Raw genomic sequence first — 15,307 nt, 5'->3', positions numbered from 1 at the left:
GCCCAGAGTTCCAAGAATCTAAGATGGCAGATTCCTCAAACTTTAGTTTGCTTGTCAAATGTACTTGTTAGACAATTCTCATGATCGGGGTCTGCTCGTGTCATCAAGCATCGTAGGAACTTCCGGCGTAGTCTCACTTGACGGAACGAAAGAGCCCTGCCTTGATTCCCACATTGCGTCGCGCACTGTCAGACGATAGCCAACTCACCGAACGTGCTATCGATCTGCATGCCTATGCGAATGACGCATCCCACTTTCTCTTGACCCCGCAAGCTGTAGCAATCCCCAATAATGCAGCCGAAGTTGGTGCACTGCTCAAAGCCAGCGCCGAACTCAAACTACCGCTAACCTTCCGTTCCGGTGGTACCTCGCTCTCAGGTCAGGCAGTCACCGATTCGCTCATGGTCGATGTACGCAAAAATTTCAAGAATATTGAGGTTCTTAACGCAGGAGCCCGCGTACGCGTCCAACCGGGTGTGACAGTTCGAGCCCTCAATGCACGCCTGTCACCCTACGGACGCAAATTTGGTCCTGACCCGGCATCTGAAGTGGCCTGCACCATCGGCGGGGTGGTAGCTAATAACTCCTCGGGTATGCACTGCGGAACAGTGGATAACGTCTACCGAACGCTTGACTCATTGATCATTGTCTTAACCAGCGGCACAGTTGTGGACACCGGAGCACCAGATGCCAACCAGAAGCTGCGTGCTCTCGAGCCCAAGCTCTTTGCTGGGCTAGAACAGCTCACCCAGCGCGTGCGAGCCAACCCGCAATCTGTGGCAACCATCAAGCACCAGTTCGCGATGAAAAATACCATGGGCTATGGGCTCAATTCGTTTATTGACTATGAAGATCCTGCTCAGGTCTTGGCTCACCTGATCGTTGGTTCCGAGGGCACCCTCGGCTTCGTCGCAGAAGCAACGTTCAAAACGGTTCCCGCCTACCGACACGTCACCACCTCACTATTGGTTTTTGATGATCTCTTCACGGCTAATGCCTCCCTCGAATCCTTGGTGGGCTCGGGCGCAGCAACTGTAGAACTCATGGACTCGCTGTCCCTGAAGGTCGGCCAAACACTTCCTGGAACCCCGGAAATTGTTGCTGGACTCAACGTTGCTACGCACGCTGCACTGTTGGTTGAATACACGGCAACTAACGTCGAAGAACTTGCAGTTCGCCAAGAAACCGGGCATAAGCTAGCCAACTCGCTGCAACTAAGCGCACCGGCAGAATTTAGCTCGGAAATTAATACCCGCGGAAAATTGTGGAACCTACGCAAGGGCCTCTACGCTTCAGTGGCTGGAGCTCGGGCCCAGGGCACCACGGCACTTCTTGAAGATGTAGTGGTGCCTGTTCCGGCACTTGCACGCACCTGTAAGGAGCTCTCGGTCCTCTTTGACCGTTACGGATACGAAAACTCGGTAATTTTCGGTCATGCCAAGGAGGGAAACGTACACTTTATGCTTACCGATGGATTCCACACCAGCGAACAGATCGAACGTTACTCGGCATTCACCGATGACATGGTTGATCTGATCCTCGGGGAAGGCGGCTCGCTGAAAGCCGAACACGGAACCGGACGCGTCATGGCCCCCTATGTTCGGCGTCAATATGGGGACGAGCTCTATGCAATCATGCGTGAACTGAAGAACCTGCTGGACCCTGCTGGACTATTGAATCCTGGAGTCATCCTGGACGAGGATCCAGAAGCCCATTTGCGCCACATTAAGGTGACACCCGCGGTAGATGAAGCAGTGGATCGTTGCGTCGCCTGTGGGTACTGCGAACCCGTGTGCCCCTCACGAAATCTCACGCTGACACCGCGTCAGCGCATTGTCACGCTGCGTGCTATTGAAACTGCTCGTCTGGTCGGGAACACGAACCTGGTTGCCGAACTTGAGCGAGATTATGCCTATGAATCGCTTGACACGTGCGCAGTGGATGGCATGTGCCAGACCGCCTGCCCTGTAGATATCAATACGGGTTCATTGGTCAAGAAGCTGCGAGCCAAGAACGCAAACAAGGTAGAAGGAGCGTTATGGGATGGGGCAGCCAAACACTGGGGTGCCGTCACTCAGGGGGCTGGCAAACTACTGACTATTGCCGATAACGTTCCGGTTCCACTGATCACCGGGGTGAACAAGCTTGGCCGAGCGGTTCTTGGCAAGGACACCCTCCCGTTGTATTCTGCGGAGCTACCCATTGGAGGTTCCAAGCGTGCACGGTTAGCCCCGACAGGTGAGCCGGTCGCGGTGTATTTCCCTGCCTGTGTCAATACAATGTTTGGTCCGGCAGATCCCAGGCAACCCGGCGTTCAGAAAAGCTTTAGCAGCCTTGCTCAGCGCGTTGGAATAGAGCTGTTAGTTCCGCAGGGAATCGATTCCTTGTGCTGTGGCACCCCGTGGTCTTCCAAGGGTATGGAAACCGGCAAGCAAAGCATGGGGGAGCGCACTGTTGCCGTGTTGCGGGAGGCAAGCGGCAATGGCGAACTGGCTATTGTGTGTGATGCTTCATCGTGTACCGAGGGATTACTGCACAGCATTGAAAATGAAGTAATACCTGCGGGCGGCAAACCGCTAAAAATCATTGATGTTGTTGATTACACTGCCGAGCACATTTTGCCACTGCTACCTGCGGGTCAAAAAGTTGAAAGCCTTGCCCTGCATCCAACCTGTTCTTCAACTCGGATGGGGCTAAACCCGGCGTTGCAATCCGTGGCAGAAGCAGTTGCCCAAGAGGTGCACATTCCGGAGAACTGGGGCTGTTGTGCTTTCGCGGGAGATCGCGGCATGCTGCATCCCGAACTTACCGAATCTGCGACCGAAGTTCAGGCCTCAGAAGTTCGAGCATTTGGGGCTGCCGCACATGCATCCTGTAACAGGACCTGTGAGTTGGGCATGACTCGGGCTACCGAGCAGTCCTACGAACACGTGCTTGAACTGTTGGAACGCGCTACGCGCAAGTATTAGATACCAAAGCATGAGCAGTTGGGCGTTGCGGTACGTCAAAAATGAATAACCGCAACGCCCAACGAGTGTGGTTGCAAGCAACCTAGAATGTTTAGTCCCCGGTCAAGACCCGATGAAATGCACCGGATTTTCGAAACGCTGCTAGGCGACCGGCGGCTGCGCAAAGTCCCATCCAACAGGAAACCCCTAAAGCACTGAGGAAGCTGCCGGTCATTCCGCTCATGAGTATGGCGCCGCTGAGCGTAAAGAACATCGCGAATGCAAGCACATGGATCCACGGCGTTTGAACCTGACGCATGAAACGGTTAAGCAACAATGCCAGCGGTAGGCCAAGGACTCCGGCGACTAAGACGCTGGCAACGGAAAAGACTGCCCAGATTCCCAAGCTGCTAGAGATGAAGCTTCCGGAACCGCCTTCTGACAATATCTCGGTGATGAGCATGGAGATGAGCGTTCCAACCAGCCATAATCCCACGGCAACGAACCAACCTTTGGCAATGGCAGGTCCGTCAAAAGAGGATTTACCGGCACTGCGTTTGTAGCGTTGCTGCGTGTATTCCATGTTCGGTCCTATCATCGTCGTTGCAATGCCGTTCAGCGTCCAAGTCTACGTGCGCTGGCCGAATAGTGAACGATACGAAGAACTATGGTGGCGACTGAGATAACCACCCGTCGCAGCTCAACAGTTTCACTCGAGTACTTGTTTATGCTGTAGTTAATCAGGAAATGATGCGTACCTACTTACTTTGGTAGCGATGCTATCTACGAATTTTAGGAGCGTCTCACTTGGAACAGGCCCGGCCTCACTGCGACTCGACGCCCCACAGAATTTCACCACGAGGAGCCACAGTCATTAAGGGGTGGCTTGCTGCTATCGGATTGTGGCTGGCAGGTACTTTGGTGTTCGCTATCCTTGCCGATACGACTCGGGCGAAGGAATCTGGCGCGTACTAGGCCAGCGACGTCGGAATATGACCATTCATCGCAGCGGGAAGCATCTTTGTATCGTTGTTCGTTGGAGTGCTGTTAGCGCTGATGCTGGATCGGGTCCTACGATTGGTCAGCAAACCGTGGATCCATATGGTTACTTTCTTCGTGCTATTCACCTTGCTGCCAGCAATTTTGTTCAGCGTTTCTTCCCCGGATTCGTGGGTGAGCGCTCTGGGATTTAGCGCACTGCCTGGATGTTGCGCGGCAGTTGGCAGAGTCGTTGCCTTCCGTTCTGTGCAGGGCGGATTTCAGCGAGACATGAGCGCCATGTAGTTGTGTGAAGTAGTTTTGAATCCAGAAATCATACGGAAATGGCCCGGTCACATGACCGGGCCACCTTCATAAAAATATTAGTTTGTTGAACTTTTAGCCTAACGCCCTATCCAAGACGATTGCCACGGTGAACAACACTGCATAGAGAATATTGATGATTCCCGTGAGTTTTAGGACAGGGATCAATGCGCCGGGTTCGTGCTTACGCAGCATGATCCAGCATGGCAGGAGGCAGAGAATCGCGGTGAGCAAAACGAGCCACATCCACGGGTGAGCGCCGATCATTGCCACCGGTAATACGATTGCCACGGCAAGCATCATCACGTAGCTAATGCGAGCCGCTGTGTCTCCAAGACGAACGGCAAGCGTTAGCTTACCAACTTCTTTGTCGGTTGGAATATCGCGCACATTGTTCGCCATCAAAAGGGCGGTTGCAATGAACCCGGTTCCTATCGCTCCCATGAGTGAAAGCCAAGATAGCTGACCGGCTTGTGTGTAGGTAGTTCCGAGCGTTGCCACTAGGCCGAAGAAGATGAAAACGAATACGTCGCCTAGCCCACGGTAACCGTAGGGATTTTTACCCCCGGTGTAACCCCACGCGGCAACAACCGCCGCGGCGCCCACCAATAACAAGGGCCATGAAGCGGTGATGATGACCAACATTGCGCCAACAAGCGCTGCGGCACCGAAACAACCAAAGGCCGCATTGCGGACGGCTTTGGGTTCGGCGAGGCCAGAACCTGTGAGACGCAACGGGCCAACACGGACATCATCGGTGCCACGGATACCGTCCGAGTAATCATTTGAATAGTTGACGCCGATTTGCAGCAGAAGACCCACAATAAGTGCTAAAACCGCCTCAAACCAAGCGACTTTTCCCGTGATGTCTAGGGCTGCTGCCGTGCCGATAACGACCGGGGCAATCACGATGGGCAGGGTGCGTAGTCGAGCACCGGCGACCCACTGGGAAAGCGTTGCCACTATTAGTCCTCTCGATACTTCAGTCTAAGATCAGCCTCTATTCTCCCCTGATCGCCGATGAGGGCGAAATTCGCAAACGAAGAGCAGCTAACCCTGAATATTTTCCAGCAAGGTTTGGATCGTTACCCGGTCAAATTTTCCGCTCGGCAGCATTGGCAAAACTGCTAGGTTCACGAGCCTGCGCGGAATAGCAGCAGAACCAAGTGCCGCACGTACGGTATTTCTGATGGTTTCGGAGCTAGCTGTACCACTGAACACGGCACCGACCTGCTGTCCCCATTCGGGGTGCGAAACCCCAATGACCACGACAGAGTCAACCCCAGGGATAATTTCAAGTAAGTGCTGGATCTTGGAGGCAGAAACCTTAATGCCGCCGGTGATAATTACATCGTCGGCGCGACCTTGGACGTTAAGTACCTCATTGCTGAGACTTCCAAGATCATCGGTGAAATACCACCGAGTTCCATGCGCGTCAGTGCGGAAATGCTCGGCATTCAGCTCTGGATTATCTAGATATCCGGAAGCCAATGTTGGTCCACCTAGACAGATCCGACCATCAACGATTTTGACCTCAACACCCGGTAACGCTCGCGCATCGTAGACGCAGCCACCACTTGTTTCGCTCGAACCATAGGTGAGATGAATTTTGAGCGAATGCTTTGCTGCTTCATCAAGCACCGCTTGAGGAGCACGGGCACCGCCAAGCAGGATCGCGTCAAATCGCCTCAACGTGGAGAGCGTTTGGGCAGAAGGGTCGGATAGTAGGCGCTGTAACTGGGTGGGAACCAGCGACACAAGCCGTCTGGAATCGGTGAGTGCCGAAGCCGCGTCATTGAATCCTTGCGCATCAAAGGTAGACGCTAAATCCATGGCCCAGGGGCGGGTACCGGCATACAAGCTGCGGGTCAGCACCGAAAGTCCCGCAACATAGTTCAGCGGCAAGGCCAGTACCCATTGGCCCTCAAAACCCAGATATTCGGCGGTTGCCATTGAAGAAGAGGCCAACGCCTCAACGGATAAAGCAGTGCGCTTCGGGTTCCCTGTGGACCCCGAAGTACGCACCACCGCAGCGATCTTTTCAAACCCATTCAGTTCCTCCGTGCCTACGAAGGTGACCCGATAGTCGTTATTCGAGGTGCCGGGAAGAATTTCCACGGCGGGACCTTCTTCATTCAGGGCCGCGGAAAGGGCCTTGAGTGCGGAATCTGGATTCATTGCGTGAGAAGCTTCCTTGACTTACGTGAGTTCTTCAATTATCTGGAACGTGTATTGCCTAGAAATAGTATGGGTGGCCAGACCAATCCGGGTCACGCTTCTGCAAGAACGCGTCACGGCCCTCGACTGCTTCATCGGTCATGTAGGCCATGCGGGTGGCTTCGCCGGCGAAGACCTGCTGGCCGGCCAGCCCGTCGTCAGCCAGGTTGAAAGCGAACTTGAGCATGCGGATGGCCTGCGGGGATTGCTTGGCAATGTCCGCCGCGTACTCGAGGGCAACTTCTTCGAGTCGGGCGTGGTCAACCGCCTCGTTCACGGCGCCCATGGACACCATATCCTCGGCGGAGTGCTCGCGGGCCAGGAAGAAGATCGACCGGGCGTTCTTCTGGCCGACCTGACGGGCCAGCAATGCCGAGCCGTAGCCTGCGTCGAAGGAACCGACTGTTGCATCTGTCTGTTTGAACTTGCCGTGCTCGCGGGATGCAATGGTCAAATCGGAGACGACGTGCAGCGAATGCCCACCGCCGGCTGCCCATCCGTTGACCACTGCAATGACGACCTTGGGCATGGTGCGCATCAGGCGCTGCACCTCAAGGATATGTAGGCGTCCGGCGCGTGCCGGGTCAATCGAGTCGGCTGTCTCGCCCTCGGCGTAGCGGTAGCCGTCACGGCCGCGGATGCGCTGGTCACCGCCCGAGCAGAACGAGTGCCCACCGTCCTTGGCAGAGGGGCCGTTGCCGGTTAGCAGCACCGTTGCCACATCCGAGCTCATGCGTGCGTGATCCATCACGCGGTAGAGCTCGTCAACGGTGCCGGGGCGGAAAGCGTTGCGAACCTCCGGGCGGTTGAACGCGATGCGTACAGTGGGAAGGTCACGCAGGATCGTTCCGCGTTCATCGCGTTCGACCTGGCGGTGGTAGGTCATATCTTCAAGGTCAAAGCCTTCGACCTCACGCCAGCGCGTGGGATCAAAGATGTCGGAAACCTTGGCTGGCAACTGGGGAGTGGAATCTACGGTGCTCACAATATTGAATGCTAGCCGCTTGGATCAGTCTTGAGCCAAAGCGCTCAGAGGAATGAAGTAAAGCAAACACTTACTAAGGGAGATATTCCGGTCTCACACGCCAGAGCGTAGGCTGAAGAGCATGGCCCATTCGCCCAACAGGATGCCGCATAAATACACTTTTTTATACTTGTTCAACAACTTTTTTGCGCAATGTTTACGGCCTCAATAATTTCCCGAGAATCCGGGCCTCATTAGAGCATTTGCAAAAATATTGGTGGCATGCATCACGCCTGAATTCGGTGAGTGATGACACAAAACAATTTAGATGTGACGCAAATTTGGTGTAAGTTGGCCGATTGTGTCCTTCTTCATATGTTGCCTACCACTATTGCCAACACTCTGAAGATGCACCACGCCCGCCGCACCCAGGCAACGGGTGGTTGAAGTCTTAAAAGGAGTTACGCGTTGGAACCCGACAACGTTCATCAACACCAGCATCACCCCTCGACTAAAGAAGCCGAAATCTCGGCTGAGGGGTACAAAAAGACCCTTTCCCGCCGACATGTTCAGATGATCGCCATGGGCGGTGCCATTGGAGTCGGCTTGTTCATGGGCGCTGGTGGACGTTTGGCCTCAACCGGCCCGGCGCTGATTTTCTCTTATGCACTAGCTGGCGTTATTGCCTACTTGCTGATGCGCGCACTTGGCGAATTGATCATGTACCGCCAGTCCTCTGGCTCCTTCGTTTCCTATGCCGGGGAGCTCTTTGGCGCCAAGGGAGCGTTCCTCTCCGGGTGGATGTACGTCCTGAACTGGGTCATGACAGGCATTGCCGAGCTGATTGCTATTGGCCTTTACTTTCAGTTCTTCTTTCCTGGCGTTTCGGTGGAGGCCGCTGCACTGAGTGCACTTGCATTGCTGGTGGCAGTCAATCTCTTTAGCGCGAAGGCTTTTGCAGAATTCGAATTCTGGGCTTCCTTCCTGAAGGTCGCAGCTATCGTGATCTTCCTGTGCATTGGCACCTATCTAGTGGTCACCAACGCACAGGTTGGGGACGGGCATGCGGCTGTTAGCAACCTCTTCGCCTCCGAGGGCGGCATGTTCCCACGTGGCGTCATGATCTCCATCTTGGTTTTGAATGCAGTGATCTTCGCCTACAACGGCATTGAGCTGGTCGGCATTACCGCCGGCGAAATGGAAGATCCAATCAAGGAAGTTCCCGCAGCTATCCGCGCTGTAGTGGTGCGTATCGTGGTCTTCTACGTCGGCTCGGTCACCCTATTGGCCATGATCATTCCTTGGAACCACTACAAGGCGGGCGAAAGCCCATTTGTCACGGTCTTTGACCAGCTGGGCTGGGGTTGGATCGGCAGCGTCATGAACTTTGTTGTCATCACCGCCGCCCTGAGTTCTTGCAACTCAGGTCTGTACTCGATTGGCCGGGTGTTCCGAGCGATGGCTAATAATGGGCACGCGCCTCAGTGGCTGACCAAGATGAACAAGCGTTATGTTCCCTACGCAGCAATTTGGGCCATTGCTGGCGTTTACTTCATCGGTGTCATCCTGAACATCTGGCTCGGTGGAACCTTCGCATTTGACCTTGCGCTGAACACCGCATCCATTGGTGTGCTCTTCACCTGGGCAGCGATCTTCGGCTGCCAGATCATGTTGCGCAAGAAAAAGGGCAAGATTTCCAAGCTACCCATGTCTGGCTCCCCGTATACAAGCTGGGCTGGCCTGATAGCACTTGCCATTATTACCGTACTGATTGGCTTTGACACGATGGTCGGTCCGGATGGCGAGATCTTCCACCTAGGCCTCTACACCATTGGCTGTATTCCGATCATTGCCGTTGCCTTGTGGATCGGTTGGCGCAAGGTGCGTAACAACAAGCCCAAGAGCGAGTTATACGCCTAAGGGTTGCTAGAGGGCCTTCGCTTGAATGATGGCGGTGTGTATGGAATCAAATACTTGGTATCCAGACGCGCCGCCATCTTTTTGCGCTTTTCCGATTCGAAAGAAGCATCACGGTGATGGGTGCACGGCTCAATAATGTGGCTCCCTTCATGGGTGTGTCAAGCATGCTAATTCTTGGGAAGAATGCCGGAATTGCGCGTTCTGTGGCCCGAATGCTCGAGAATTAGAAACGTTGAGGGTACTCCAGTCGGGCTTTTGCGTCAATGCCTTGCCTTTTGCGTCTAAACGAGATTGACCTCACGTATGCCAAGATGGGATTCTAGGTGTGAATTAATTAGTGAACGAATGGTCGGTAAATCTCTGGCTTGCCTTCAACGGTGAGCAAGGAGCAAGACCAATTCACGGAACATGATGATTGAATTCGCGGGAATACCCAACGAAAACAATCTTGGCGTGTGCCGAATGACAAAGGAGTTGTGATGACCGAGGCATTCTTGGTGGGCGGAGCCCGCACCCCTGTTGGACGTTACGGTGGAGCGCTTTCAAGCGTGCGCCCCGATGACCTGGCGGCAATTGCTATTAAGGCGGCAGTTGAGCGCGCAGGGATCGACCCGGCAGATGTTGATGAGGTCATCTTCGGAAATGCCAATGGCGCCGGTGAAGAAAATCGCAACGTGGCCCGCATGGCCTGGCTACTTGCCGGCTTCGATGACTCGGTCCCTGGCATCACGGTCAACCGCTTGTGTGCCTCGGGCATGAGTGCTATCACCATGGCTAGTCACATGATCAAGGCAGGTGCCGCGGACATCGTGGTGGCCGGCGGCGTGGAATCTATGTCTCGTGCCCCTTGGGTCCAGGAAAAGCCGACAACCGCGTTTGCCAAGCCCGGAGCCATCTACGACACCTCCATTGGTTGGCGTTTCCCGAACCCAGAGTTCCTCTCCGGTGAGCTGTCCCGCGAAGGCAAAGCAACCTTCTCGATGCCAGAAACCGCAGAAGAAGTTGCTCGCGTCTACAACACCTCCCGTGAGGACTGTGACGCCTTTGCCGTACGCTCACACGAACGTGCGCTTGCTGCCATCGAGGCAGGGCGCTTCAAGGACGAGATCGTCCCGGTCACAGTAAAGACCCGCAAGGGCGAAGTCATCGTTGACACCGACGAAGGCCCGCGCCCCGGCACCACCGTCGAAGTCCTTTCCAAGCTGCGCCCGGTAGTTAAGGGCGGCACCGTGGTGACCGCCGGCAACGCCTCGACGCTGAACGATGGCGCTTCGGCCATCATCGTGGCCTCCGCGGCCGCTATCAAGAAGTATGGTTTGGTCCCGCGCGCCCGCATTATCGACGGCGCCTCCGCCGGCCTGGCCCCAGAAATCATGGGTGTCGGCCCGGTTCCGGCCACCCGCAAGGTCATGGAACGCTCCGGCTACAAGATCGAAGATTTGGCCGCGGCCGAACTCAATGAGGCATTCTCCTCGCAGTCGCTGGCCTCGATGCGCGAACTGGGCATCGACCCGGAGATCGTGAACAATGACGGCGGAGCCATCGCATTGGGCCACCCGCTGGGTTCCTCGGGCTCACGCATCGTGATCACACTGCTGGGCCGCCTGGAGCGCGAAGCCAAGGAAGGCGGGTCCAAGCTGGGTCTGGCCACCATGTGTGTTGGTGTTGGGCAGGGCTCTGCGCTGCTCATCGAGGGAGTCTAAGAATGACCAAACGTTTGGAGTCTTCCGGTTTCACGACCCTGAAGCTCACCGAGTTCGACGACAGGCTCTACGTCCAGCTCGACCGTCCGGAGGTCAGAAACGCGATCGACCAGCTGATGGTCGACGAACTGCACGCGGTGTGCGCCTATTTGGAACGCACCCCGAAAATCATGGTGCTCTCCGGCACCCCGGCAGATCCGGAAACCGGCACCAAAGGCATCTTCGCTTCCGGCGCAGACATTGCCCAGTTACGTGAACGCCGCCGTGATGATGCACTGGCCGGAATCAACTCGGGTATCTTCGATCGTCTTGCCAAGCTGCCGATGCCGGTTATTGCGGCCCTCGACGGATTCGCACTGGGCGGCGGGGCGGAATTGGCTTTCGCCGCTGACTTCCGCATCGGCACCCCCGAGCTGCGCATGGGCAACCCGGAGACCGGCCTGGGTATCATGGCCGCCGCGGGTGCCACCTGGCGCCTGAAAGAACTCGTGGGCGAACCCGTTGCCAAAGAAATTATTTTGGCAGGAAAAATCCTCAAGGGCGATGAATGCCTACGCGTAGGGCTCATCACCGAGCTTGTCGAAGGTAAAGACCTGCTTGAGGCCGCCTCGGCGTTGGCCGATCGGATCGCCCAGCAGGACGCGCTGGCCGTGCGGATCACCAAGTCGGTGTTCCACACCCCGCGTGAGGCACACCCGGTGATTGACTCGCTGGCGCAGGGAATACTCTTCGAATCCCAAGCAAAATTTGATCGCATGCAGGCGTTCTTGGACAGGAAGAAAAAGTAATGACAACCCTTCCCAATTCACTTCCCAGCAAGGTCGGTGTGCTCGGCGGTGGACGCATGGGCGCCGGCATCGCCCATGCCTTCCTGATCAACGGCTGCGACGTGCTGGTCGTTGAACGCGACGAGGCCAGCGCGCAGGGCGCCCTGGAACGCGTCACCGAATCGGTATCCAAGTCGATCGCCCGCGGCGGCATCGAGCAGACCCAGGAACAGATCATCGCACGCCTGCGCGTATCGGTGGACTATGCAGACTTCGCCGACCGCGGATTGGTGGTTGAAGCCGTCCCGGAAATCTGGGACCTGAAGGTCTCCTCGCTGAAGAAGGTCGAGGAAAACCTCGCCCCCGACGCGATCCTGGCTTCGAACACCTCCTCGCTGTCGATGAGCGGGCTGGCCGCCGAATTGCAGCGCCCGGCAAACTTCCTGGGCCTGCACTTCTTCAACCCGGTCCCGGCCTCCACGCTCATCGAGGTAGTCATCGCCAAGCAGAGTGCCGAAGACCTCATCGAACGCTCGCGCGGCTGGGTTGCGGCCCTGGGCAAGACCGCCGTGGTGGTCAACGACGCCCCGGGCTTCGCGTCCTCGCGGCTGGGCGTGGCCATTGCACTTGAGGCCATGCGCATGGTCGAAGAGGGCGTGGCAAGTGCTGAGGACATCGACAACGCCATGGTGCTTGGCTACAAGCACCCGACCGGCCCGTTGAAGACCACGGACATTGTGGGACTCGACGTGCGCCTGGGCATTGCCGAGTACCTGAACGAGACCCTGGGGGAGCGCTTTGCTCCACCACAGATCCTGCGCGATTTGGTTGAGGCCGGGCACCTGGGCCGTAAAACAGGCAAGGGCTTCTACGACTGGAACGATTCCAAGTAGCTAGAAATGCTTCACTCAAGGCGGTGGCAAGAATGTTCAAGACCGAGTCTGGTCCGAAGATTCTCGCCGCCGCCTTGCTTTGTCTGACGGCGAACAGCAAGTGTTGAGCTGCCCACTTGCACCACTTCTGGGTAACGTGGGAATTGAGACTTCAAAACCCTAAGAGAATTCCTGCACTGCAGGGAACGCGGAAGAAGGAAACACATGTACATTGTCACCAATCGAATCGATGTTCCCAGCGAACGTGCGCAAGCCTTCGAAGAACGTTTTATTGGCAATATGCGTAATAACCTACCCAAAGTCACAGGACTTGCCCGGGCCACACTTGATCGCCCGGTGGATGCCGGAACACCCTACAAGGTCACTATGGAGTTTGTCGCAGAATCTGATTTTGAGGCATGGAAAACCTCAGACGCTTTCCGGGCCTCGCACGCTCGCCCCGCAGCAACCGAAACTCCTGCCGCTGCGGATTCCAGCGCGCCGGTAGATACCCGTTCTGTCACCGGTATTGAACGGCACGTGCGTGTGGAAACCTACACGGCGCCCAACGCATAGAAGTGCCTGTGGAGAGCATGAACGCACAAGCTGAACCGCAATGGGAGGGCGCAGTCAACGCTCGTGTTGTGCTGGGCAATATCTACCGGATGGGACGTAGCGAATGGCTGACAACTACCGGGTGGCACCAAGCCTATACGGAAGGAATTCGTACAGTTATTGACCTGCGAAACCCTCAGGAGCGGCACCGCCGACATACAGACCCACAAGTTGATGAGGCTGCAAAAGCCGGGATAACCATCATCAATTCGCCCACCGAAGAAGCCGGGCACCCGGAATTCGAACGGCTTGCTGTTCCCTATATGAATCATCCGCGAATGTATCAGGAAAACCTTGAATTCTTTCCTCATCGCATCGCCGAAGTATTCCACCAGATTGCCAAGGCCGAAGGCAAAATCGTTTTGCATTGCTCGGCGGGACGGGACCGCACCGGTCTCATTGTCTCAATGTTGCTCAAACTTGCCAGGCGGGAAGACTTACTTGAAGCCCAATATGAGGCCGCGCTGCGTGGGATTAATGAATGGCACAAGATCAGCAACTACAAACACCCGTACGAGTCCTACATCGAGGACAAGGACCTTATCGAGCCGTTGGCCGAACGACTTGAAGCCTTGGATGAGTTCGTTGATGACTTGAGCGTCGAAGAATTCCTGTTAGGTGAGGGCATCACCGAACCAGAGATCAAAGAAATCTTGGCACGCATGGGGCTTTAACAAGACCTAACCGAAGGCGAAGAGCCGGTTAATTTTCCGATGAAAGTGTATTGCCGAGGTTCGTGCAACCGTAGGCTTTGAGAATGATCTTGATGCTCCCCACCACCTTGCCTGGAAAACTTGTCACACTCGAACCGCTGTCCATGAGGCACCACGATGAGCTTGTTGAAGCGGTGCTTGACGGTGAAGCATGGAAGCTCTGGTACACGGTGGTACCTTCGCCGGAATCGATGCGAGACGAGGTAGCACGACGTCTAGAACTGCAGAAGCAGGGAAGCATGGTTCCGTGGATTAGCCGGAGAAACTCCGATGGGATGTTACTCGGGATGACCACATTTATGGGTGTGGAACCGGAACTACCACGATTAGAAATCGGGTCAACGTGGAATCGTGCCTCGGCAAGCGGTACCGGAACCAACGTGGACGCAAAGCTTTTATTGCTGACCCACGCATTTGAGGTGCTCGGCTGTCCTGCCGTTGAGTTCCGTACGCACTGGATGAACCAAGTATCACGTGCAGCCATTGAACGTCTGGGGGCCAAACTGGATGGAGTACTGCGCTCGCATCGTCGAATGGCCGATGGCTCATTGCGTGATACCTGCGTGTATTCGATCATTGAATCGGAATGGTCGCAGGTTCGTTCTGGGCTCGAATTTAGACTGGCTAAACACCTCTCCAGCTAGCGGATCCTGGAATGGGGCACCGTAGGGTCTTCGCAGAGATACCACGAATGCTCCTTATCCGGATTCCGTCGACTGGAAACTATAGGCAACGACCTCGATAGGGACTGGATCGACGGTTGTGACCGTTAGATAGATTGGGCCTTGAATTCTTGTATTCCCCGTCGCGCCTCCGCTGCTGCTCGACGCCGCGCAGCTGCCACCTACAGAGCCGAATTCCCTACCAGTTTTCCCATCAACAAATGAAGCGTTGAAGCGTGTCTCCTCGGAACACCAGACATAGACGCCGAAGCCCAGCCCCCCTCCACTAAAAGGTATTAACGCCTGTTGATCACCATGAGATGACTCGGCAAAAAGCAGTTTCGCCGAGTCATTCACTACTCCAGCCGACCTAAAAGACCCGTCAAGTAATTGCCGGGCATGTGAACCCATCGAAAATTCCATGACACGCTCTGCTAAACCCTCTTGTGTATAGAGTTCTAGATCCGGAACGGCAATGGACGGAATAGGCTCAACCATCGGTGGACTCACCGCCGGTGTAGATTCGCCGGTTTCAATGTCCAGCGGAACACAAGCGCTCACTGCCCAAGTCACCAAGGCGGCTACCGCGAAGAAGGGGCGCAAACGTTGCTTCATAGAGAAAGC

Annotated in this window: 13 protein-coding genes; 8 read left to right on the top strand and 5 right to left on the bottom strand. The window is 55.7% G+C overall.

From position 1 onward, the window contains the following. Window positions 1-161: 161 nt before the first annotated feature. Window positions 162-2,969 carry an FAD-binding and (Fe-S)-binding domain-containing protein gene (locus CQ018_RS03035; protein ID WP_105548464.1) on the top strand — a complete coding sequence of 936 codons (2,808 nt, stop codon included), beginning with the start codon at window positions 162-164 and terminating at the stop codon, window positions 2,967-2,969. A 91-nt stretch (window positions 2,970-3,060) separates the two neighbouring features. Here the strand turns inward: CQ018_RS03035 and CQ018_RS03030 are convergent, their stop codons facing one another. From CQ018_RS03030 to CQ018_RS03010, 4 genes are all read right to left on the bottom strand, one after another. Next, on the bottom strand, window positions 3,061-3,531 hold the full coding sequence (locus CQ018_RS03030) for a hypothetical protein (protein ID WP_105548463.1): 471 nt from the start codon (window positions 3,529-3,531) through the stop codon (window positions 3,061-3,063). Between the two features lie 794 nt (window positions 3,532-4,325). Beyond that, on the bottom strand, window positions 4,326-5,213 hold the full coding sequence (locus CQ018_RS03020; RefSeq protein ID WP_105548461.1) for a 1,4-dihydroxy-2-naphthoate polyprenyltransferase: 888 nt from the start codon (window positions 5,211-5,213) through the stop codon (window positions 4,326-4,328). An 87-nt stretch (window positions 5,214-5,300) separates the two neighbouring features. Then, a complete protein-coding gene (locus CQ018_RS03015) occupies window positions 5,301-6,428 on the bottom strand; it encodes an AMP-binding protein (RefSeq protein WP_105548460.1) in 1,128 nt (375 codons plus the stop codon). Window positions 6,429-6,486: 58 nt separating this feature from the next. Continuing rightward, the gene (locus CQ018_RS03010) at window positions 6,487-7,452 is read right to left on the bottom strand and encodes a 1,4-dihydroxy-2-naphthoyl-CoA synthase (RefSeq protein WP_105548459.1); all 966 of its coding nucleotides are present in this window, start codon (window positions 7,450-7,452) and stop codon (window positions 6,487-6,489) included. 447 nt (window positions 7,453-7,899) lie between these two features. Here CQ018_RS03010 and CQ018_RS03005 point away from each other — a divergent pair, with 447 nt between their 5' ends. The 7 genes from CQ018_RS03005 to CQ018_RS02975 all read left to right on the top strand — a co-directional run bounded on the left by CQ018_RS03005 (window position 7,900) and on the right by CQ018_RS02975 (window position 14,665). Further along, a complete protein-coding gene (locus CQ018_RS03005; protein ID WP_258142374.1) occupies window positions 7,900-9,351 on the top strand; it encodes an amino acid permease in 1,452 nt (483 codons plus the stop codon). Window positions 9,352-9,830: 479 nt separating this feature from the next. Beyond that, complete coding sequence (locus CQ018_RS03000; protein ID WP_105548458.1) at window positions 9,831-11,054, top strand: acetyl-CoA C-acyltransferase; 1,224 nt, start codon at window positions 9,831-9,833, stop codon at window positions 11,052-11,054. A gap of 2 nt (window positions 11,055-11,056) precedes the next feature. Further along, window positions 11,057-11,842, top strand: a complete 786-nt coding sequence (locus tag CQ018_RS02995; protein ID WP_105548457.1) for an enoyl-CoA hydratase/isomerase family protein — start codon at window positions 11,057-11,059, stop codon at window positions 11,840-11,842. Further along, window positions 11,842-12,714, top strand: a complete 873-nt coding sequence (locus CQ018_RS02990; RefSeq protein ID WP_105548456.1) for a 3-hydroxyacyl-CoA dehydrogenase family protein — start codon at window positions 11,842-11,844, stop codon at window positions 12,712-12,714. Before CQ018_RS02995 ends, CQ018_RS02990 begins: the two co-directional genes overlap by 1 nt. Before the next feature lie 204 nt (window positions 12,715-12,918). After that, window positions 12,919-13,269: an antibiotic biosynthesis monooxygenase gene (locus tag CQ018_RS02985; RefSeq protein ID WP_105548455.1), complete on the top strand. Its 351-nt coding sequence runs from the start codon at window positions 12,919-12,921 to the stop codon at window positions 13,267-13,269. 17 nt (window positions 13,270-13,286) lie between these two features. Continuing rightward, a complete protein-coding gene (locus CQ018_RS02980) occupies window positions 13,287-13,982 on the top strand; it encodes a tyrosine-protein phosphatase (protein WP_105548689.1) in 696 nt (231 codons plus the stop codon). 83 nt (window positions 13,983-14,065) lie between these two features. Beyond that, entirely contained in the window at window positions 14,066-14,665 is a 600-nt protein-coding gene (locus CQ018_RS02975; RefSeq protein WP_105548454.1) for a GNAT family N-acetyltransferase, read from the top strand. A 54-nt stretch (window positions 14,666-14,719) separates the two neighbouring features. On the opposite strand, the gene CQ018_RS19775 is transcribed toward CQ018_RS02975, so the two are convergent. Beyond that, window positions 14,720-15,298 carry a hypothetical protein gene (locus tag CQ018_RS19775; RefSeq protein WP_146111806.1) on the bottom strand — a complete coding sequence of 193 codons (579 nt, stop codon included), beginning with the start codon at window positions 15,296-15,298 and terminating at the stop codon, window positions 14,720-14,722. Window positions 15,299-15,307: the final 9 nt, after the last annotated feature.

The sequence above is a fragment of the Arthrobacter sp. MYb227 genome, assembly GCF_002975435.1.
Taxonomy (GTDB): Bacteria; Actinomycetota; Actinomycetes; order Actinomycetales; family Micrococcaceae; genus Paeniglutamicibacter.
This window is presented reverse-complemented; position numbering and strand designations above follow the sequence as displayed.

Bases quoted from the DNA above. Each gene is read 5' to 3' on its own strand.
- CQ018_RS19775 (WP_146111806.1), bottom strand. From the start codon at position 15,298: ATGAAGCAACGTTTGCGCCCCTTCTTCGCGGTAGCCGCCTTGGTGACT.
- CQ018_RS02975 (WP_105548454.1), top strand. From the start codon at position 14,066: ATGATCTTGATGCTCCCCACCACCTTGCCTGGAAAACTTGTCACACTC.
- CQ018_RS02995 (WP_105548457.1), top strand. From the start codon at position 11,057: ATGACCAAACGTTTGGAGTCTTCCGGTTTCACGACCCTGAAGCTCACC.
- CQ018_RS03030 (WP_105548463.1), bottom strand. From the start codon at position 3,531: ATGGAATACACGCAGCAACGCTACAAACGCAGTGCCGGTAAATCCTCT.
- CQ018_RS02985 (WP_105548455.1), top strand. From the start codon at position 12,919: ATGTACATTGTCACCAATCGAATCGATGTTCCCAGCGAACGTGCGCAA.
- CQ018_RS02990 (WP_105548456.1), top strand. From the start codon at position 11,842: ATGACAACCCTTCCCAATTCACTTCCCAGCAAGGTCGGTGTGCTCGGC.
- CQ018_RS03015 (WP_105548460.1), bottom strand. From the start codon at position 6,428: ATGAATCCAGATTCCGCACTCAAGGCCCTTTCCGCGGCCCTGAATGAA.
- CQ018_RS03000 (WP_105548458.1), top strand. From the start codon at position 9,831: ATGACCGAGGCATTCTTGGTGGGCGGAGCCCGCACCCCTGTTGGACGT.
- CQ018_RS02980 (WP_105548689.1), top strand. From the start codon at position 13,287: ATGAACGCACAAGCTGAACCGCAATGGGAGGGCGCAGTCAACGCTCGT.